This window comes from Kocuria arenosa, from assembly GCF_042879215.1.
Classification (GTDB): Bacteria; Actinomycetota; Actinomycetes; order Actinomycetales; family Micrococcaceae; genus Kocuria; species Kocuria arenosa.
In genome coordinates, this window is sequence record NZ_JBHZTA010000009.1 from 50,421 (window position 1) to 69,064 (window position 18,644).

An 18,644-nucleotide genomic window follows, 5' to 3' on the forward strand; every position below is an offset into this window, starting at 1 on the left:
GTAGCCAGCCGGCTGGATTCAGACAAACGAAACAATCGACGGGTGCATTAGATTTGCTTCATGAACTTCGAGCACCTGCGCGCCCTGACCGCGATCGTCGACGAGGGCACCTTCGAGGCCGCCGCGGACGCCCTGGGGATCAGCCCCTCGGCGGTCAGCCAGCGGATCAAGGCCCTGGAGACCTCCGTGGGACAGGTCGTGGTGCGCCGCGGCGTGCCCTGCACCCCTACCGAGGCCGGGGCCGTGCTGCTGCGCACCGCCCGCCAGGTGCAGGTCCTCGAAGCAGAGGCCCTGCACTCCCTCGGCCACGGGATCTCCTCCCGGACGGTGACCCCGGTGGCCGTCAACGCCGACTCCCTGGCCACCTGGTTCGTGCCCGTCCTGCAGGAGGCCGCCGGCTGGACGGACACCACCCTGGACCTGCACGTGGAGGACCAGGACCACAGCAGCCGGCTCCTGCGCCAGGGGGACGTCATCGGTGCCGTCACCGGGGACCCCGCACCCGTCAGCGGGTGCCGGCTCGAGCGGCTGGGCTACATGCGCTACGTCCCCGTCGCCGCCCCCGCCCTGCGCCGGCGGTTCACCACCGACGCCGGAGTCGACTGGGCGGACATGCCGGTGCTCCGGTTCAACGCCAAGGACGACCTGCAGCAGCACGCCCTGCGCGCCCGCGGCGTCGACCGGTCCCCGCCCACCCACACCGTCCCGTCCGCCGAAGGATTCCTCGCCGCCGTGCGGGCCGGCCTGGGCTGGGGCATGCTCCCGGAGCTGCAACTGGGGACCGACCTCGCCGACGGGTCCCTGGACCTGCTCGAGGACCACGCGCACCACGACGTCGCGCTCTACTGGCAGAGCTGGTCACTGGACTCCGGGCGGCTGCACCGCATCACCGAGTGCGTCCGCCGGATCGGCCGGGCGCACCTGCGCAGCACGGCGCAGGACGGCTGAGCGGCGGCCCCCGCTGCGGTCACGGGGCCTCGGCGACGCCGCGCACCGTCCGGGTGAAGGTCACGTGGGTGACTCCACTGGGCGAGGAGGTGGCCTCGACCCGGTAGCCCGCTTCCAGACCCTCGAGTCCCTCCCAGAGCCGCACACCACGGCCCAGCAGGATCGGGACCACCACCACGTGCAGATGATCGACGAGCCCGGCCGCCAGGAAGTCGCGGACCAGGGTGGGACCTCCGCCGATGCGCACGTCCCGGCCGTCTCCGGCCCGGCGGGCCGTCTCGAGGGCCTCCGCGGGTGAGGCGTCCAGGAAGTGGAACGTGGTGCCGCCCTCCATCTCGATCGATGGGCGCGGGTGATGGGTGAGGACGAAGACGGGTGTGTGGAACGGCGGATTGGGACCCCACCAGCCCTTCCACCCGGGGTCCTCGTGCCACCCGGGAGGCCCGAACTTCCCCGCCCCCATGATCTCGGCGCCGATCCCCACACCGTGCTGCTGGGCGAAAGCGTCGTCCACGCCACCGCTGCCGCCGGGATCCCACCACCGGGTGGCGACCATCCACTGATGCAGCCTCTCCCCGGCGTGCCCGAAGGGGGCGTCCTGGCTCAGGCCCTCACCGGTGCCGAAGCCGTCGAGCGAGACGGAGAAGCTGTGGACGCGGGCCAGTGACATGGTGGGTGCTCCTTCGATCCCGGCGACTCAGTCCTCCGACGATGATGACTGCTCGGCGCACTCGGGGAAAGAGTCACCTGTCGCCGAGGCCCTGCGCCGCCGCAGACCGGGAGCTGGTGCGTTCCGAATGCGTCGCCGAACACCGGGCCGCCGGCCCGGGTCGCGCGGGGCCCCGCACGCTCTTGCTCGTCCCCACGTCCCGATGAGTCGACATATTTCGTCGAGTGGTTCCGGTCCATGACCGAGTTCACTATGGTCAGGTGCACCTGCGGGCGAACGCGAGTCCCCACCAGTGCGGCGTCTGCACCTCTTGAAGTCCTCGGCGTCTACGAGCACGCCCGGACCGTCGAGATCCCACCGGCCCCGCGACGGAGCGGGGTCCAGGGAGCGGAGCACTTCGCCGGGTCCCTCACGCCCTGTGCGGGCGGACACCGGCCAGGCACACCACTACAACGAAGTAGGCGAGCATGACAACCACGGCAACCAGCATCCACTCCGGATCAACACCTCCTGCACAGCCGGCCCCCCAGGAGATCGAGGGCACCGTTCGAGGGTTCCCGGCACAGCTCCTCGAACGGACCCGGCACGGCGCCTCACCAGTCGAGAAGGTCGGGCGTTCCCCCCACCGGTGGAGTCCCGAGCGGGAACGCCCCGAGGACGACGAAGCGGTCATCACCGCGGTGCTGGCCGCCGTCCCCCACCGCTCCTTCCGGGAACGACCCGAGGACGACGAGGTGATCCTCACCTACACGAGCGAGCCCGCCTGCCGCCGCGTGAGGTGATGCCGCGGATCGGTCAGGGCGGTGGGCGGGTCGACGACGGTCGTCCAGCACGCACCCGAGGACATGCGGCGGACGAGGCTGCGCGCACCCCGTGCTGCGGCACGAGCGCTGCCGCAGCACCCTCGTCCCCCGGTTCCCGCGGTCACTCGCAGGCCAGGCCCTCGGCCCCGCCCCGGTCCAGCGCCGGGCGGTAACCGGGCTGGTCCGAGCGCAGAGGCGCCGCGCCGGCCGCGCGCACGGCGGCGCAGTCGGCGTAGTAGACCTCCTCCGCCGGGGACGGACCCGCGCCGACGGCGTCCGCGGCGGGCGGAACGTCGCTGGGCACGCCCTGGTCCGGGCACCCGGCCAGCACGTCCGCCATGGCGTCCCGCTCGCGAGCCGTCACGAACAGCTCGTAGCGGGTCTTGACCGCGATCTGGGTGGCCACGTACTCGCACCGGAACGACTCGTTCGGCGGCAGCCACTCGGCGGCGTCGGCGGCGGACTTCTCCCCGTTGGTCGGCCCGTCCACGGCCCGCAGGTTCAGGGGATCGTTGGCCAGGGCCGTGCGCTCGTCCGGGGCGAGCCGGTCGGCCCCGGAGACCCACGCGTTCTTCAGGGCCACCACGTGGTCGATCTGCACGTCGGCGGAGGTCAGCGGTCCGCGCTCGAACGCGATCGTCCGCCCCGTGTAGGGGTCCTCGAGGGTCCCGGAGAGGACCCTGCACCCGTCGTCGTCGACGACGTCACCGGTCAGGTCCCGGGCCAGGACGTCGTTGCGGGCGTCGCAGCCGTTGCCGTCGGGATCGGCCCAGTCCCCGAACTGGGCGAGCCGGTCGTAGTCCTCACCGGAACCGGCGTCCTCGACCGGCAGAGCGGCGAGCGCTCGCGCGGCGGGGGAGGCGCCCTCCGTGGCCTGCGGGGTGCACCCGGTCACGGGGCCCAGGGCGAGCACGAGCGGGACGAGCACCGCCCACCGCGCACGGGGCCGGGGTGGCTCGAACCTGCGCACGGTGTTCCCTCCGCTCCGACCGGTGGTCTCGGAGGTCCTATTCTCGCAGGTCAGCCGGTGTGGGTTGATGGCGGCACCGGAGGAAGGCAGACATGAGACGATTCTTCGCCGCGGCCCGCGTGCTGATGGGCCTGGCCCTCGTCGCGGCCGTGGCCGGGCGGCTGCAGGCCTACCTGAGGTTCTGGATCGACCGCGGGGACCGGGCCATCGCGGTCGACGTCGTCAACTTCTTCAGCTACTTCACCATCCAGACCTCGCTGTTCCACGCCGTGGTGTTCGGGATCGGGGCGTGGTTCCTGCTCGCCCGGCGGGGCACCGACCCCGGCTGGCTCGGTGCCCTGCGCGCCGCGGCGACGACGTACACGGTCACCACCGGGGTCGTCTACAACGCGCTGCTGCGCGGGCTCCCGCAGGAGCTGGGCCTGGAGCAGCCGTGGGCCAACGAGGTGCTGCACACGATCGTCCCGGTCTGTGCGCTGCTGGACTGGCTGCTCGCCCCGGGGCGGAGCCGGGTCCGGTGGCGGGCGGTCGGGGGCATCGTGGTCTATCCGGTGCTCTGGGCGGGCTGCACGCTGGCGCGGGCGCCGTTCGTGCTGGACGAGGGCACCGGCAACCCCTGGTGGTATCCCTACCCGTTCCTGGACCCCCACGAGTCGGCCGGCGGATACGGGTCCGTGGCGGCCTGGGTCGCGGTGCTCGCGGTGGCGATCACGGCGACGGCCGCGGTCCTCGTCGGGATCTCCCGGCGAGGACCGGGGTCTTCCGACGACAACGACGCCGACGACGACGCCGACGGGGGCGAGCTCAGCCGCTGACGGGCCGGGCCGCCCGCCCGGCGGTCCCGGCGGTCCCGGGGGCGGCTGGTCGCAGCGCGTCGTCGGAACGGGCCGTCAGGACACGTCGTCCACGGCCGCGACCGCGAGATCCGGGTGGTCGGAGAACAGCCCGTCCATGCCGGCCTCGACGAAGGCCCTGATCTCGCCGGCCAGATCGCCGTGCTCCCGGGGATCGGCGCCGACACGGTGCTCGGCCGGCAGGAAGAAGTTCTCCGCCCGGAACGTCCAGCCGTGGACCTCCAGGCCCGCGGCGTGGGCGTCGGCGATGACGGCCGTCGGCTCGCCGAGGGTGTCGTCGGCCTCCCGCGGGATCATGACGTCCTTGCAGGCGCCGAGGATGTCGGCGTAGGACGCGATCTCCTGCAGGCCCTCCGCCGTGGTGAGGTCCGCGTACGTGCTCGGGTCACCGGCGGCGACGAGGTCGAACGGCGCGCCCGAGCAGTTGACCAGCTGGGCGAGGCGCACGTCGGTCGTCCCGTCGAGCTCGCGCAGGTTGGCCGTCTCGAAGCTCTGCAGGACGACCGGGTCGCCCTCGTCGCCGTACCCGTTGGCCTCGAGCACCTCGACCGCCCTCTCCTCCAGGGACAGGCCGATCGAGTCGAAGTACGTGGGGTGCTTGAGCTCGGGCGCGATCCCCATCGGCTCGCCGTCGCACGTGCGCGAGCGGCGGGCCAGGTCCACGACCTCCTCGAAGGTCGGGACCGGGTACAGGCCGTCGAACACGGTGCTGCCCGGCCGCAGCTCCGGGATGCGCTCCTCCGCGCGCAGGGTGCGCAGCTCGGCCAGCGTGAAGTCCTCGGTGAACCAGCCGGTGACCTCGGCGCCGTCGATCACCTTGGTGGTGCGCCGCTCGGCGAACTCCGGGCGGTCCTCGACGTCGGTGGTGCCGCCGATCTCGTTCTCGTGCCGCGCCACGAGCTCACCGTCCTTGGTGGGGACGAGGTCGGGCTCGATGTGGTCGGCGCACTGCGTCATGGCCAGCTGATAGGAGGCCAGCGTGTGCTCGGGCCGGTACCCGGAGGCGCCGCGGTGACCGATCACCTCGGTGCCCGTCCCGGCCCCGGGCTCGAGGCGCTCGCGGTCCAGCACGATGAGCTCGGTGTCGTCCGGGGTGCCGGGGTAGCGGGCGTCGTTGCCCGGGTAGTTGTTGTCGGTGCCGACCAGCAGGCGGCCGTCCCGCAGCTGCAGGAGCACCTCGACCGACTGCTGGGGGAGGGAGAACTGCTCGCCCACGCCGTAGGCGCCGGGGGAGGCCACGGTGCCGATGCCGGCCGGGTTGTCGATGGCCAGCAGGTCGGCGACCAGCTCCTTCTCGAGGTGCCCGGAGTCCTCCGTGCGGCGGAGGTCGACGGCGTAGACGCGCTTGGTGACCGCCGCGGCGCCGTCGAAGTCGTCGCGCTCGAGGACCAGGAGCCGGTTCTGACCCGTCAGGAACGCGTCGCCCACGAGGTTGGCGTCGGTGTCCGTCTCGTAGTCCCACGAGCGGCCGGTGTACTCCCGCGTCCTCGTGTCGAACTCGAGGACCAGCCGGCGGCGCGGATCGTCGTCGTCGGCGAGGGCGCCCTCCAGGATCGGGTAGAGGTAGCGGCCGTTCTTCGAGCCCGCCATGGCCTCGAAGCCCTTGCTGGCGCCGACGGCGGGCTGCTCCCCGTCCTCGAGGTCGGGGTTCTGCGGCGACCGGATCGTCCCCTCCCCGCCGTCACGGACGTCGGCGAGCGGGACGGGCTCCTCGAGCACCACGCCCTCGGCGTCCACGTGCAGCAGGAAGGGGCCGAACTCCTCGCCGATCCAGAAGGTGCCGTCCGGCTGGCGGACCACGGACTCGACGTCGAAGTCGTTGCCGGTCAGGAGCCGCTCCTCGGTGTCCTCGTGCACCAGGGCGAAGGGGATCCGGTGGTGCGGATCGCGCAGCGACACGAAGTCCTGGACCTCGATGTCCCCGTCCCCGCCCTCGGCGGTCTCCCACTGCGGGGCGATGCGGTAGAGCCGCAGCAGGAAGTCGCCGGAGTTCTCCTGGTTGCCGAAGCCGTTGTCCGGCATGGCCCAGAAGGTGCCGTCACCGTTGTCGACCATGGCGGAGAACCCGGGGATCACCTGGCCGTCGAAGGGCCCGGTGCGGCCGTTCGCCGGTGTGGCGTCCGCTCCGGACGGCGGGCCCTCGGCGAGGAAGTCGGCGGAGAGGGTGGCGCGCTGCTCGAGCACGGGCGCGCCGGCGGGCCCTCGGCCCGGGTCACCGGTGTGGGCCACCGCCCCCGGCGTGGTCGTGAAGAGGATGGCCGCGGCCAGCGCGGCGGCTGCTGAGACTCTGCGCATGCGCCGAGCGTAGGTCCCGGGCGTGGCCGGCCGGTGGCGTCCGGGGAACATGACGGCGAACGACGCCGCGCCGGACGTTCACCGACCGGGCTGTGACCTGCGGCGCCGTGCCGGGGTCGGGGTGCGGCGGGAGGGACGCCGGTGCGGGGTGGGCGAGGTCAGAGCTGCGGCACGCACTCCCCGGAGCCCAGCTCCGCCAGGCCGGCCCGGTCCCCGGCGGAGAGCACTGTGGCCCCGCCCGCCGGGTGCATCATCTGCGCGGGATCCTCGACGTGGGCGAGCCCCACCACGTGCGCCAGCTCGTGGACGATGGTCGCGCGGACGTGGGCCGCTCCGTCCGGGTGGTCCAGCACCTGCGCCAGGTCCGGGGCGTCGAGGGCGACCTGACCGGTGACGTAGACGAACGGCCGCCCGGGCGCCTGCCGGGCCGTGCTGCCCCCGAGGCCCACGACGTTCCCGGCCAGACCCGGCACCTCGGTCTCGTCGGACCACGCGACGAGCACGGGCGCCCACTGCCGGCCGTACCGGTCCGGCTGATAGGGCGCCCGCTGCTCGGCGGGCGCCTCCGTCGTGGTCCCGGCGGGGACGAACCGCAGTCCCGTGGCCGCGGAGATCTCGGCGACGGCCTCCTCGACGAGCTGCCCGCCGCCCGGCGGGGCGCCGTCCGGGCGCACGACGTAGTGCACCGCCCGGCACGGGTCGTAGGCGACCATCGGCTGGGCGGGATCCGGAGAGTCCATGAAGCGGTAGCCGCCGGCGTCCTCGACCTCCGGGGGCGTGCCGAGCGGCGCCGGGGCGGACCCGGCCCCGGGCGGCGGTGCCGACGCGTTCGGCAGATAGGGGCGGATGACCGGCAGCGCGTAGTCCTGGAGGAGCCCGGGCGTGAACCACAGCACGAGCAGCACCACGACGCCCACGGCCGGCGTCGCCCCCCACGCCCTGCAGCGCCTCCGGGGCACCGTCGCCCAGCGGTGGGCGGACCCCCGGGTGGTCCGGGCGGCACGCCGGGCCCGGCGCCGTCGTCCGCCCGGGCTCAGCAGGGCCTGCCGCTGCTGCTCCAGCGCGTCGTCGAGCACCCACTGCGGAGTCCGTCCGCTCGGGGACCTCCTGAGGCGCGGGGCGGCGGTGTGCTCGTCGCGAGTCGGGGGCGACGCTCCCCGGTGCGGCGTGGTGCCACCGGGCTGGTGCATAATTCCTGGCTTCTGTGCTGGATCGGGCGGTCGCGCAGGTCGTACTGAAGTGTACGAAAGCAAACACGGCTGATCACCGTCCGTCCCCTCTGTGACGGGAGATCCGTCGTCCACACTCCTGCCGACATCCCTGCCTCCATCGGCCCGACGCCGCGGCCGCGGCCCGGGCGTGCGCGGTCGGCCTCCCCGGAAACCACGTCCGGCAGCCGACGACGACCGCCGTCCCCCGAGGCCCCCACAGAAGAAGATGCTCCGTGCACTGTCTTGTTACCAGGATGTAGGAACGGGCCGCACCCGGCGGAGGGCGTGGTGGAACTGCGGCTTCCCCGAGGCAGATCTGTGGCCTGACGGTGGAACGGCGCTCCGTAGCTTGGGAAACAACAGATCGCCGCCGTGCACCATCGAACGAAGGGCTCCTCCCATGACCGCCATCGCCGCCGCCACCGTCACCCGTCCCCGCCGCTACCGCGTCCTCGTCCCCCTGGCCGGCCTCGCCGCCGCCGCCGCGCTCGCGGTGGGCTCCGGCGCGGACTTCACCTCCAACTCGGTGAACTCCGCCAACGCCTTCACCACCGGCACGCTGACCCAGACGAACTCCAAGACCAACAGCGCGGTGTTCGACCTGGACAACATGAAGCCCGGCGACACGGTCAACGGCTCGGTGACCATCACCAACTCCGGCACCCTGGCGGCCGGCTTCAAGCTCACCGAGACCGCGACCAACGGCTTCACCACCAAGTCCAACCTCAAGCTCACGATCACCGAGTCCGCTTCGACCACCCCGGTGTGGACCGGCACCTTCGGCGAGCTCACCGGCAAGCCCCTGGACCTCGGCAGCTGGGACCCGAAGACCTCCAAGACCTTCGTCTTCAGCGTCACGCTGGCCCAGTCCGCCGACAACACGGAGCAGGGCAAGACCGCCACCGCCACCTACAACTGGGACGCGGTCCAGGCTGCGGGCACCACCACCGACCAGTGATCCATCCGGCGGGGCCGGTCCTGACGGACCGGCCCCGCCGTCTCTGCTCGGAACGACCGCGGGCGTGCGCCCGCAGCAGGAGGACACCGTGCGTGCTGCGCGGACCGTGGCCCGGGCCGTCTCCCGGGTGGCGCTGAACCTGGCCGCCCTCGTGGTGCTGGCCCTGGCGCTGGCCATGCTCGTGCCCGGCGCGCTGGGCTACGAGCGCTACGTCATCACCGGCGCCTCGATGTCCGGGACCTTCGAGAAGGGCACCCTGGCCATCGAGAGCGCAGTACCGGTGGCGGACCTCGCGGTCGGCGACGTCATCACCTATCTGCCGCCGCCGGACTCCGGGCTCACCGAGCTGGTCACCCACCGCATCCTCTCCGTCGAGGCCTCCGAGGCCGGTCCCGTCTTCCGGACCCAGGGGGACGCCAACGCCGATCCCGACCCGTGGACCTTCCAGCTGCCCGGGCCCACCCAGGCCCGTCTGGACCACGCCGTTCCGCACCTGGGATGGGCGTTCATCGCCCTGTCCGACCCGCAGGTCCGGCAGCTCGTCATCGGCGTGCCGGCCGGGCTCATCGCCCTCCGCTGCGCGGTGGAGGTCGTCCAGGTCCTGCGCCGCCCCCGGTCCCGGACCGGGACTTCGCCGGAACGCGACGGCACTCCGCGGGAACGCGCTGAGAGCCCGCAGGGGAGTGGAGCTCCCGGCCGGAAGGCCGCGGCGCTGGCCTGACCGGGGCCGCACACGTCTCTCCGGGGAGGTGTTGCCGAACTGTGGGGCTGCGGGCGTCCTTTGTCGCCGGCCTGTTGCCACCCGCTCTCTAGCGTGGGAACTGCCCGTCCGGATCTCGCCCACGCCGACCTCGACCCACGCCCCGGGAGCCACTGATCGCCATGACCGCACGAACCGCTGCGACTGCTGCTCTCGTCGTCGTGCTCGGTCTGCTCCTGGGGCTCACCGGCACCACCCAGTTCTCCGCCGCGTCCTTCACGAGCCGCTCGGCCAACCCGCAGAGCACCGTCCGGGCCGCCGCCGACTGGACGCCCCCGAAGGTCGCGCTGACCGCCCCCGCGTCGACGGTGACCGGAACGGTCACACTGAGTGCCACGGCCACTGACGCCGAGTCCGGGATCGCCGGAGTGGAGATCCAGTACCAGCCCTCCGCCGGCGGGACCTGGGAAACCGTCTGCTCCGTCACCGCGTCGCCCTACAGCTGCGCCTGGACCACCAGCACCGTGGCGGACGGCTCCTACGCGCTGCGGGCGGTGGCCACGGACAAGGCCGGCTACAGCGCCACCTCGAGCAGCGCGAGCACGCTCGTGGCCAACACCTCGAGCGTGTTCCTCGCCGACCCCGGGGATGTGCTGCGCGGCTCGGTGCAGCTCACCGCCACGGTCGTCCACTCCGGCAGCACCGCTCCCGCCGTGCGCTTCGAGCACTTCGCGACCGGGGTGACCGGCGCCAAGTGGACCACGGCGTGCACCGCGCCCGCCGGGCAGTACTCCTGCTCGTGGGGCTCCACGACCGTGTCCAGCGGCGACTACGACCTGCGGGCGGTGGCCGTGTCCGGCTCGGGGAACAGCGCCACGACCAGCTACTCGGCGACCCGAGCGGACATCCTCGTCGACAACACCGCCCCGACGGTCACCATGGCCGACCCCGGCTCACCGCTCAGCGGCACCCGCACCTTCGCCGCCGCCGCCACGGACGCGCACTCCGGGATCGATCAGGTCGTCCTGCAGTACGCCCCGAGCGGCAGCACCAGCTACCAGCAGCTGTGCGTGGTCACCGAAGAGCCCTACAGCTGCCGCTTCGACACCATGCGACTGGACAACGGCACGTACAGCTTCCGGGCGGTCGCCACCGACGCCGCCGGGAACACCACGACGTCGGCCGCGGTGACCCACCGCGCGGTCGACAACACCCTCTCCTCCGTCTCGCTCGAGGACCCGGGGGCCTTCCTCAGCGGTGTCGAGACGCTGACGGCCGTCGCCAACTCCACCGCCGGCATCAGTTCCGTGCAGATCCAGTACGCGCCGGCCAAGGGCAGCACCTTCACCACCATCTGCACCGACACCACGGCCCCCTACAGCTGCGACTGGGGCACGACCGGCGTGGCCGACGGCGCCTACGACCTGCGCGCCGTGCTCAAGGACGCGCAGGGCAGGGAGACCCTCTCCGCCCTGGTCACCGCCCGGCAGGTCGACAACGCCCCGCTGCGCGGGGCCGACGTGCAGACCGCCAACGGCGGCACCACGGCCGGCCGACTCGACGCCCGGGACAGCATCACCTACACGTACTCGGGACAGGTCGCCCCGGCCTCGGTCACGCCGGGCTGGGACGGCACCCAGGCCGTCCCGGTGGTCGTGACGCTCAACGGCACCAGCACGGGCTCCGTCCTCACCGTGGGCCGCACCGGCAGCGCTGTGAACCTCGGCTCGGTGAACCTGCGGCAGACCTACATCCGCAGCGGCCGGACCGCCACGTTCAACGCCACGATGACCAAGAGCACCGTGGTCGTCAACGGGGTCACCCGCAGCGCGGTCACCGTCACGCTGGGGGCGGCCATCAGCGGCAGCGGCAGCCTGCGCACCGTCTCCACGGGGGCCGCCATGGTGTGGACGCCCTCGGCGGCGGTCGTCGATCTGGCCGGCAAGCCCAGCTCGACGAGCCCGGTGACCGAGACCGGCGCCCTGGACCGGGAGTTCTGATGGCCGGGTCCGCCCCCCGCCGGGTCACCGCCGTGGCCGCGGCGTCGCTCGCCGCGGTCCTGGCCGCCCAGGCCGTGCTGATCAGGGACGAGGCCGCGTACCTGAGCGTGCTGCTCCTCGCCGGGGCCGTCCTGGGTGCCGCGGCCTCCGTGTGCCTCCGGCTCCGCGGCTGCTTCACGGCCCGCTTCACCCTGGTGCTCGTGTCGGCGCTGACGCTGCTCGGGGAGGGGCTGCTGGTGGCGCTCGGCCTGCCCGGGCTCGGTCGTGCGGCCGCCCGGACCGGCCTCACCGCGACGGGAGCCGCTGCGGTGCTGGGCGCCGTCGTCGTCCTGCGCGGCCTGCGGTCGCAACATGACGCAGGACACCGGGTCGGACCATGAGAATGGATATGTTTTTGCAATGGCCCCCAGCATCCTCCTGGTGGAGGACGACGACGGCATCGCCCTCCCCCTGACCCGCGCCCTCGAGCGGGAGCAGTACGCCGTGGAACGGGTGAGCACCGGTCGGGCCGCCCTCGCGAGCGCCGCCACCGGGCGGTTCCCCCTGGTCGTCCTCGACCTCGGGCTGCCGGACGGGGACGGACTGGACGTGTGCCGGCAGGCCCGGGAGGACGGCTACACCGGGGCCGTGCTCATCCTCACCGCCCGCGGCTCGGAGATCGACCGGGTGGTCGGCCTCGACGTGGGCGCCGACGACTACATGGCGAAGCCCTTCAGCCTGGCCGAGCTGCTGGCCCGCGTCCGGGCGCTGCTGCGCCGGCAGGCCGGCCCGCACACCGACCCCGGCCCGCACACCGCGCCCGTGCCGCAGCCCGCCCAGGGACTGCGCGTGGACCCGCAGTCCCGGCAGGCCTTCGTGGCGGACACCGTCCTGCCGGTGACCGCCAAGGAGTTCGACGTCCTGGCGGAGCTCGACGGCGTCCGCGGGAACGTGGTCACGCGGGAGCACCTCATGGACCGGGTGTGGGACGAGAACTGGTTCGGCTCCACCAAGACCCTCGACGTCACCGTCGCCCGCCTGCGGCACAAGCTGGTGGACTCCGGCGCGCCCGCCCAGATCGTCACCGTGCGCGGGATCGGCTTCCGGCTCGAGGACGGCCCGCCGGATGCGTGACCGGCTGATCACGGTGCTCGTCGGGCTGACGCTCACCGTGATCGTCCTGTACGCGGTGCCCCGCGTCTACATGCTGGCCGACCGTGTGCAGACCAGCGCGGCACAGCAGACGGAGCACTCCGCCGACCTCGTGGCCGCCGTGCTCACGGAGCGCTCGCGCACCGGCACGATCGACGACGAGGACCTGGTGGAGCTCACGGGGGACGGTGAGCTGCTGGTCCACCGCGACGCCGTCGGCGGGATGCTCGCCACGACGGGGACCGCCGGGGCGCACGCCGCGGACATCGTCGAGATCCGACCCCTGCCGGACGGCACCACCGTGGAGCTGACCCGCACCGGCGCGTCCGTGAGCGAGCGCATCTCCGAGGCGGTGATGCCGCTCGTGGTCATCGGCCTGGTCCTGGTGGTCCTCGCCGCCGTGGCCGCCGTCCTGCTGGCCCGCCGGCTGGCGCAGCCCTTCCAGCGCCTGGCCGAGGCCGCCCGCCGGCTGGGGCACGGGACCTTCACCCTGCCGCCGCTGGACTCCTCGCTGCCCGAGGCCCGGGCCATCGGCGCCGCCCTGCAGGCCAGCTCGCGGCAGCTCGAGACCCTGCTGCACCGCGAGCGGCAGTTCGCGGCCAACGCCTCCCACCAGCTGCGGACCCCGCTCACCGCCCTCCGCCTGGAGCTGGAGGACCTCACCTACTGGCCCGAGACCGCCCCCGCGGTGTCCGACCAGCTCCACCGGGCGCTGCGGGAGCTGGACCGGCTCAGCGGGACGGTGACCGAGCTGCTGGAGCACTCCCGCGGCCGCCGCCTGGAGCGTCCGGTGCCCGTGGACCTGGCCCTGCTCACCGCCGAGACCGCCGAGCGGTGGGACCGGCAGGCCGGTGCCGAGGGCCGCACCGTCACCGCCATGGCTCCCCGTCCCGCCCGCACCCGCACCCACCCGGGCCAGCTGCAGCAGATCCTGGACGTGCTCGTCCACAACGCCCTGCGGCACGGCCGCGGCGCCGTCCGTGTGCGGGCCAGGGACGCGCGCACCCACTGGGCGATCACGGTCCAGGACGACGGTCCCCGGCCCGCCGACCAGCGCATCTTCGACCGCCACGTCAGCACCCGCGACGACGGCGAGGGCATCGGGCTGACCGTGGCCGCCGAACTGGCGGAGTCCCTCGGCGGCAGCCTGACCCTGGAGTCCACCCCGACCACCACGTTCCTGCTGCGGCTGCCCCAGCACGCGAGACCGGCGGCGGCCACCGCGTGAGCACCGAGCCGTTCCCAGGACGCGCTCACCTCGGTAGCGTTCGAGCATGGCCCTGGACCTCTACGCAGGCATCTCCGTCGGTGACTACGCGCGCGCCCTGGACTGGTACGAACGCCTCCTGGGCGCACCGCCCGACCTGCTCGCAGGCCCCACCGAAGCGGTGTGGGACCTGGCCGAGCACCGCTCCGTGTTCATCGTGCACCGGCCCGAGCACGCCGGTCACTCGCGGCACACGATCTTCGTCGGCGACGTCCCCGAGCTGGAGGCCTGGGTCGCCCGGATCGCCGACCGGGGGCTCGATCCCGCCGAGTGGGAGGACTACCCCGACGGAATGCGGGAAGCGCTGTTCCGGGACCCGGAGGGCAACGAGATCTGGTTCGGCGGAGCGCCGGCAGCATGACCAAGATCTGGCCCGTGGTCCACGCCGAGCGCCAGGCGCTGATCCGGGACCTGGGGGACCTGCCGGCGCAGCAGTGGGCGACTCCGTCGCTGTGCCCCGGCTGGGACGTCCACGACGTCCTGGCCCACCTCGTCGACGACGCGAGGACCACGCGCCTGGGCTTCCTCCGCCGCCTCGCGGCCGCCGGCTTCGACTTCGACCGCTGCAACGCCCGGGGGATCGCACGGGAGCGCCGAGCGAATCCCCGGGAGACGCTCGCCGCGTTCCGCGCGGCGAGCGGCCGCACGACGAGCGCGCCGGCGCCCCCGGCCACCCGACTGGTGGAGGCGTTCGTGCACGGGGAGGACATCCGGCGCCCGCTCTCGCTCACCCACGTCTGTCCGGCCGGGCCGGTCGCCGAGGCCCTGCGGCATCAACTGAGGACCGGCGTGACGCTCGGCGGCGGCAGGGAGCGGGCCGCGGGACTGCGGCTCGTGGCCACCGACGCCGACCTCGACACCGGGACGGGCCCGGAGGTGCACGGCCGCGCCCTCGCGCTGCTGCTGGCGGTGTCCGGGCGCCCGGTCGGCCCGGAGGAGCTCACCGGCCCGGGAGCGGCAGCACTCGCGCGCTGAGCGCTGAGCGCTGAGCGCCGACGTCGCCGGCGCTCAGCGCCCCGGGCTCAGCGGACGAGGGTGAAGAGGATGCCGCTGATGGCCACGAGCCCGGCGACGGTCACGAACACGTTCGACAACTGACCGCGGTAGGGCGCCAGCGCCGGGACCCGGCGCACGGCGTACATCGGCATGAGGTACAGGATCACGGCGATGACGGGCCCGGCCAGGGACTCGATCAACGACAGGATGCTCGGGTTGAGCACCGCGGCCGCCCACGTGGTGAGGAAGACGAAGACCGCGATCCCGCGGCGCAGCGTCCGCTCCTGGGGCTGCCGGACCCGCGCGGGCAGCATGCTGCGCACGATGCCGGCCGCGCCCTCACTGGCGCCCAGGTAGTGGCCGAAGAACGAGGAGACGATCGCCACGATCGCCACGGCGGGGCCGAGGTAGCCGATCAGGGGATTGCCGTGCATGTTGGCCAGGTGGGAGAGCACGGGGAGGTTGGCCTCACGGGCCTCCTGCAGCCCGGTGGTGCCCAGGGACAGGACGCAGGACCAGACGAACGCCATGGTGAACAGCACCAGCAGGACCGTGGTGCGGCGGAGCACCCGGGACGCGGCCTCGGGCGCGTGCGTCCCGTGCTCGCGCTGCATCGCCAGGGAGAACTGGGAGATGGCCGGGGAGTGGTTGAACGCGAACACCAGCACCGGGATGATCAGCCAGACCGACAGGGTGAGCTCGCCGGCGGACGGCACCACGGCGAGGTCGCCGACCTGCCAGGTGGGGACGAGGTGGATCGTCACCCCCAGCAGGGCGAGGATCAGCGGATAGACGAGCCACCGGGTCACGGCGAGCATGAGGCGCTGACCGGCGACCATGACCAGCATCATCAGGGCGATCAGCACCCCGGAGAGCAGCACGCGGGGCACCTGGGGCAGGCCCAGCTGGTTGACCATCAAGCTCTCGACCGTGTTGGTGATGCCCACCCCGTAGATCAGGACGATGGGGTAGATCGCGAGGAAGTACAGGACGGTGATGACCCGCCCGGCGCCCTCCCCGAAGTAGTCGCGGGCCACGACCGTGATGTCCTCGCCCTTCCGCGGCGAGGCGCACACGAAGCGCGCGAGGGCCCGGTGGGACAGGTAGGTCATCGGTCCGATGAGGAGCGTCACGACGAGCAGCGGCCACAGGCCGCCGGCGCCCGCGTTGATCGGGAGGAAGAGGATGCCCGCGCCGATCGCGGTGCCGAACAGGCCGAGCATCCAGCCGGTGTCGACCCCGGAGGGCCCCCTCCGGGGGCCGGGTGCCGCGGACGGACGGTCCTGGGCGGGGTTCGTGGTCGTCGGGAAGTGGGCGGGTTCTGCGTCGGCGGAGATCGTCCGCGGGGCAGGGGAGCGCGACATGGTGGTCCTCGATGGGTGCGCGTGTGGGGTGGACCACGGGGACGATACCAGCCGGACCGCGTCCCTCCGGGCCACCGGTGCACGCGCGGAGCGCGACACGGGCGCCGCCGTCACCCCCGGGGAGCGCGCGTGCCGCAGAACCCTCGCCAGGACGACGGCGCAGCGACGGCCCGGCACGAGTGACGTGCCGGGCCGTCGCTGCGCCGGTGGTTGCTCGTACGGATGTCAGTGCTGTCGCAGGGGGCGTCCCACGATCCCGGTGGAAACTGCGAAGTACGCGGCCGCCGCGAACAGCAGCGTGGCCCACCCGTACGCCTGGGACCCGAGGGCCAGGACGGCGCCGTTGGCGACGAACAGCATGACGGCCGCGACCGTCAGCCACTGTGCCACCTGATTTCCGCGAACTTCTCGAACCCCTGCCACTGTCATCCCCTTCGTCGATCCCCTCCCGTCTGCGACCGCAACCGGGATGAGGCCAAGTTAGGTGCCGTCAGGGACATATGTCAGTCGACTTAAGTCCAGACCTCGCGGGAGGCTCCGCAAACATCGGTCCTGGTCAGGGTCGACAGGCGAACATGACGAAAGATGGCGCGGCCCGCCCCCGGGGGGAGAGCGCCGACAGGAGAAGGGGCGGGAACGTGGTGTCCACGTCCCCGCCCCTGGGTCCTCGAGGTGCGCGCTCCCGGCTACGGCGCCGCGGGGGCCGCCCCGGCGTCGGCGCCGGTGACACCCTGCTGGGCGGCCGCGCCGGCGCCCGCCTGGCCGGTGTCGGTCTGGCCGGTGTCCGACTGCTGGCCGCCCGTGTCCGGGAGCGTACCGCCGGACGTGGTGCCGTCCTCGGTCACCGCTCCGCTCGTGGGGGCGCCCTCGCCCGGAGCGACCCCACCGGGGGGCACGGTGACCTCCGCGGTCGGGGCGGTTCCCTCGGCGGGGGCGACCTCGCCGGTGCCGGCGGCCGGGTCCTCGACCGGGACGGGGGTGACGTCGCTGCGCACGGACACCGACTCGCTGCCGGTCACGGTGCGCTGGATCGTGCCCGTGCCGCCGGAGAGCTCCGTGCCGGTGAGTGCCTGGATCCCGAAGACGGCCCCGACCGCGAGGCCGAGGACGGCGCCGGTGCTGACCAGGATGGGCTTCAGCCGGGGGCGCAGGGTGCTCCAGCGGCCGCCGTCGGCCAGCGCGGTGCTGCCGTCGGACTCGGAGGCGTCCATCCCGGGGCGCGCGAGCACGCGCTGGGCCACGGTGGAGTGCACCTTCTTCAGGCCGCGGCGGCTCTTCTCGAGGGAGGTCGAGTAGAGGACGATGGCGACACCGGACACGATGCTGGTCAGCGCGGCGCCGAGAACGGTGCCGACGACGCTGAGGTGACCGCCGATCACGGACATGGTCGCGGCGGTGGCGGCGCCGGCGAGCAGGCCCGGGATGTTGAGGGCCGGGCTCTTCTTCTCGGTCTGCTCCTCGGTCCGGGGATGGTCGTCGGGCGTGGGGGCGTCGGTGCGTGGTTTTTCCAGGGTCATGCTGTCCTGTTCCGATGGCGGGGAAGGGGGTGCTGGTCCCCGCGGCGATGCTCGGGCCAGCCCTTCCCATTATCCGGACTGACCGGGGAAAGCCCAGGCCGAGTGGGAACTCTCACATCGTGCGGTCCCGCGGGGCGCAACGTGCGGTCAAAGGAGCAGGTCAGCGCCCGGTTCGCCTCGTGGGCCCGGTCCGCCGGGCGTCTGCGGGGAGCGCCGCGCGGTGGCCGTCGTCGTGATCGGGCCCAGGTGCCGCCGCCCGTACGCCTTGCCGGCCTGGACGACGGCGACCAGGAGCACCAGCAGCAGTCCGGCGCTGGCGACCGGGACCGCGTCGACGGGCAGGGTGTAGGCCATCCCGGCCCGGGCGACGGCCCCGATCAGGAAGGCTGCCCCCCAGCCCGCGGTCATCGCCCGGAAGATCCGGCGGAACCCCGGGCTGTGCTGCCAGTCGTGCTTCCACCGCTCGGCGGCCTCGACGGGCATCAGGGCCACGGTGGCGTCGAACAGCACGGACCGGCCTCCGGCGAGGCCCACCAACAACCACGTGCCCAGCAGCGCGGTGAGCCAGCCGCCCAGGGCCATCAGCAGCCGGGCGTCGGCCGTGATCAGTCCCACGGTGGTGTTGAGGACCAGCACGGACAGGGTGAAGGCCCCGAGCCGGTCCAGCCGGCGAGCGCGGGCCGCGGCGACGAGCACGCGCAGCAGCGGGGCGAGCCCGCCGAGCACCAGCGCCACCCAGGGATCCGCCCCGGCCAGCCGCAGCCCGTAGTACAGGGCGAAGGGCAGGACGAGGCCCGCGCCCAGCAGTCCCGCCAGCGGATGACGCCGGCAGCTCGTCCGCCGTGCGCCCGGCGCCGTGCCGCCGGCCGGGACCTGCGGCGGAGCCGGGCTCCTGTCCGGCGGCTTCCCGGCGGGCGGAACGGCCAGCGGTGGAGTGGGATCCGGGACGCTCACAGCGGT

At 73.3% G+C, this 18,644-nt stretch carries 19 protein-coding genes; 11 read left to right on the plus strand and 8 right to left on the minus strand.

Going from position 1 to position 18,644, the window contains the following annotated elements; translation table 11 throughout:
- The first annotated feature begins 60 nt into the window (after positions 1–60).
- Positions 61–948 (plus strand): LysR family transcriptional regulator ArgP, encoded by an 888-nt coding sequence (locus tag ACFYE3_RS14850; protein ID WP_387610371.1) that lies wholly within the window; start codon positions 61–63, stop codon positions 946–948.
- Between the two features lie 19 nt (positions 949–967).
- Here the strand turns inward: ACFYE3_RS14850 and ACFYE3_RS14855 are convergent, their stop codons facing one another.
- Positions 968–1,618, minus strand: coding sequence for a dihydrofolate reductase family protein (locus tag ACFYE3_RS14855; protein WP_387610373.1), 651 nt, complete (start codon positions 1,616–1,618; stop codon positions 968–970).
- Between the two features lie 467 nt (positions 1,619–2,085).
- On the opposite strand from ACFYE3_RS14855, the gene ACFYE3_RS14860 reads away from it, so the two are divergent.
- Complete coding sequence (locus ACFYE3_RS14860) at positions 2,086–2,400, plus strand: hypothetical protein (protein WP_387610375.1); 315 nt, start codon at positions 2,086–2,088, stop codon at positions 2,398–2,400.
- 142 nt (positions 2,401–2,542) lie between these two features.
- Here ACFYE3_RS14860 and ACFYE3_RS14865 read toward each other — a convergent pair whose 3' ends face one another.
- The gene (locus ACFYE3_RS14865) at positions 2,543–3,391 is read right to left on the minus strand and encodes a GmrSD restriction endonuclease domain-containing protein (RefSeq protein WP_387610377.1); all 849 of its coding nucleotides are present in this window, start codon (positions 3,389–3,391) and stop codon (positions 2,543–2,545) included.
- Between the two features lie 92 nt (positions 3,392–3,483).
- Here ACFYE3_RS14865 and ACFYE3_RS14870 point away from each other — a divergent pair, with 92 nt between their 5' ends.
- Positions 3,484–4,206 carry a Pr6Pr family membrane protein gene (locus ACFYE3_RS14870; protein WP_387610379.1) on the plus strand — a complete coding sequence of 241 codons (723 nt, stop codon included), beginning with the start codon at positions 3,484–3,486 and terminating at the stop codon, positions 4,204–4,206.
- Positions 4,207–4,281: 75 nt separating this feature from the next.
- Here ACFYE3_RS14870 and ACFYE3_RS14875 read toward each other — a convergent pair whose 3' ends face one another.
- Complete coding sequence (locus ACFYE3_RS14875; protein WP_387610381.1) at positions 4,282–6,540, minus strand: esterase-like activity of phytase family protein; 2,259 nt, start codon at positions 6,538–6,540, stop codon at positions 4,282–4,284.
- Between the two features lie 158 nt (positions 6,541–6,698).
- Positions 6,699–7,616 carry a peptidase gene (locus ACFYE3_RS14880; RefSeq protein ID WP_387610382.1) on the minus strand — a complete coding sequence of 306 codons (918 nt, stop codon included), beginning with the start codon at positions 7,614–7,616 and terminating at the stop codon, positions 6,699–6,701.
- A gap of 535 nt (positions 7,617–8,151) precedes the next feature.
- Here ACFYE3_RS14880 and ACFYE3_RS14885 point away from each other — a divergent pair.
- From ACFYE3_RS14885 to ACFYE3_RS14920, 8 genes are all read left to right on the plus strand, one after another.
- Positions 8,152–8,709 carry a TasA family protein gene (locus ACFYE3_RS14885; protein WP_387610384.1) on the plus strand — a complete coding sequence of 186 codons (558 nt, stop codon included), beginning with the start codon at positions 8,152–8,154 and terminating at the stop codon, positions 8,707–8,709.
- A gap of 88 nt (positions 8,710–8,797) precedes the next feature.
- On the plus strand, positions 8,798–9,430 hold the full coding sequence (locus ACFYE3_RS14890) for a signal peptidase I (protein WP_387610386.1): 633 nt from the start codon (positions 8,798–8,800) through the stop codon (positions 9,428–9,430).
- Between the two features lie 161 nt (positions 9,431–9,591).
- Positions 9,592–11,409 carry an Ig-like domain-containing protein gene (locus tag ACFYE3_RS14895; protein ID WP_387610388.1) on the plus strand — a complete coding sequence of 606 codons (1,818 nt, stop codon included), beginning with the start codon at positions 9,592–9,594 and terminating at the stop codon, positions 11,407–11,409.
- The gene (locus ACFYE3_RS14900; RefSeq protein WP_387610390.1) at positions 11,409–11,789 is read left to right on the plus strand and encodes a hypothetical protein; all 381 of its coding nucleotides are present in this window, start codon (positions 11,409–11,411) and stop codon (positions 11,787–11,789) included. The genes ACFYE3_RS14895 and ACFYE3_RS14900 overlap by 1 nt, the downstream gene beginning before the upstream one ends.
- Positions 11,790–11,808: 19 nt before the next feature.
- Positions 11,809–12,522: a response regulator transcription factor gene (locus ACFYE3_RS14905; protein WP_387610392.1), complete on the plus strand. Its 714-nt coding sequence runs from the start codon at positions 11,809–11,811 to the stop codon at positions 12,520–12,522.
- Positions 12,515–13,768 (plus strand): sensor histidine kinase, encoded by a 1,254-nt coding sequence (locus ACFYE3_RS14910; RefSeq protein ID WP_387610394.1) that lies wholly within the window; start codon positions 12,515–12,517, stop codon positions 13,766–13,768. The genes ACFYE3_RS14905 and ACFYE3_RS14910 overlap by 8 nt, the downstream gene beginning before the upstream one ends.
- Positions 13,769–13,814: 46 nt before the next feature.
- Positions 13,815–14,168, plus strand: a complete 354-nt coding sequence (locus ACFYE3_RS14915) for a VOC family protein (RefSeq protein WP_387610395.1) — start codon at positions 13,815–13,817, stop codon at positions 14,166–14,168.
- The gene (locus tag ACFYE3_RS14920) at positions 14,165–14,782 is read left to right on the plus strand and encodes a maleylpyruvate isomerase family mycothiol-dependent enzyme (protein ID WP_387610397.1); all 618 of its coding nucleotides are present in this window, start codon (positions 14,165–14,167) and stop codon (positions 14,780–14,782) included. The genes ACFYE3_RS14915 and ACFYE3_RS14920 overlap by 4 nt, the downstream gene beginning before the upstream one ends.
- 47 nt (positions 14,783–14,829) lie before the next feature.
- Here ACFYE3_RS14920 and ACFYE3_RS14925 read toward each other — a convergent pair whose 3' ends face one another.
- From ACFYE3_RS14925 to ACFYE3_RS14940, 4 genes are all read right to left on the minus strand, one after another.
- Entirely contained in the window at positions 14,830–16,167 is a 1,338-nt protein-coding gene (locus ACFYE3_RS14925) for an HAAAP family serine/threonine permease (protein ID WP_387610399.1), read from the minus strand.
- A gap of 225 nt (positions 16,168–16,392) precedes the next feature.
- Positions 16,393–16,557, minus strand: coding sequence for a hypothetical protein (locus ACFYE3_RS14930; protein ID WP_017834952.1), 165 nt, complete (start codon positions 16,555–16,557; stop codon positions 16,393–16,395).
- A 296-nt stretch (positions 16,558–16,853) separates the two neighbouring features.
- Positions 16,854–17,684 carry a hypothetical protein gene (locus ACFYE3_RS14935; protein WP_387610400.1) on the minus strand — a complete coding sequence of 277 codons (831 nt, stop codon included), beginning with the start codon at positions 17,682–17,684 and terminating at the stop codon, positions 16,854–16,856.
- 147 nt (positions 17,685–17,831) lie between these two features.
- On the minus strand, positions 17,832–18,638 hold the full coding sequence (locus tag ACFYE3_RS14940; protein WP_387610401.1) for a VC0807 family protein: 807 nt from the start codon (positions 18,636–18,638) through the stop codon (positions 17,832–17,834).
- Positions 18,639–18,644 lie beyond the last annotated feature (6 nt).

What these genes read in the sequence shown, in the direction of transcription:
- ACFYE3_RS14925 (WP_387610399.1), bottom strand. Translation starts at nt 16,167, where the DNA reads ATGTCGCGCTCCCCTGCCCCGCGGACGATCTCCGCCGACGCAGAACCC.
- ACFYE3_RS14860 (WP_387610375.1), top strand. Translation starts at nt 2,086, where the DNA reads ATGACAACCACGGCAACCAGCATCCACTCCGGATCAACACCTCCTGCA.
- ACFYE3_RS14850 (WP_387610371.1), top strand. Translation starts at nt 61, where the DNA reads ATGAACTTCGAGCACCTGCGCGCCCTGACCGCGATCGTCGACGAGGGC.
- ACFYE3_RS14895 (WP_387610388.1), top strand. Translation starts at nt 9,592, where the DNA reads ATGACCGCACGAACCGCTGCGACTGCTGCTCTCGTCGTCGTGCTCGGT.
- ACFYE3_RS14870 (WP_387610379.1), top strand. Translation starts at nt 3,484, where the DNA reads ATGAGACGATTCTTCGCCGCGGCCCGCGTGCTGATGGGCCTGGCCCTC.
- ACFYE3_RS14935 (WP_387610400.1), bottom strand. Translation starts at nt 17,684, where the DNA reads ATGACCCTGGAAAAACCACGCACCGACGCCCCCACGCCCGACGACCAT.
- ACFYE3_RS14920 (WP_387610397.1), top strand. Translation starts at nt 14,165, where the DNA reads ATGACCAAGATCTGGCCCGTGGTCCACGCCGAGCGCCAGGCGCTGATC.
- ACFYE3_RS14910 (WP_387610394.1), top strand. Translation starts at nt 12,515, where the DNA reads ATGCGTGACCGGCTGATCACGGTGCTCGTCGGGCTGACGCTCACCGTG.
- ACFYE3_RS14875 (WP_387610381.1), bottom strand. Translation starts at nt 6,540, where the DNA reads ATGCGCAGAGTCTCAGCAGCCGCCGCGCTGGCCGCGGCCATCCTCTTC.
- ACFYE3_RS14885 (WP_387610384.1), top strand. Translation starts at nt 8,152, where the DNA reads ATGACCGCCATCGCCGCCGCCACCGTCACCCGTCCCCGCCGCTACCGC.
- ACFYE3_RS14900 (WP_387610390.1), top strand. Translation starts at nt 11,409, where the DNA reads ATGGCCGGGTCCGCCCCCCGCCGGGTCACCGCCGTGGCCGCGGCGTCG.
- ACFYE3_RS14915 (WP_387610395.1), top strand. Translation starts at nt 13,815, where the DNA reads ATGGCCCTGGACCTCTACGCAGGCATCTCCGTCGGTGACTACGCGCGC.
- ACFYE3_RS14905 (WP_387610392.1), top strand. Translation starts at nt 11,809, where the DNA reads ATGGCCCCCAGCATCCTCCTGGTGGAGGACGACGACGGCATCGCCCTC.
- ACFYE3_RS14855 (WP_387610373.1), bottom strand. Translation starts at nt 1,618, where the DNA reads ATGTCACTGGCCCGCGTCCACAGCTTCTCCGTCTCGCTCGACGGCTTC.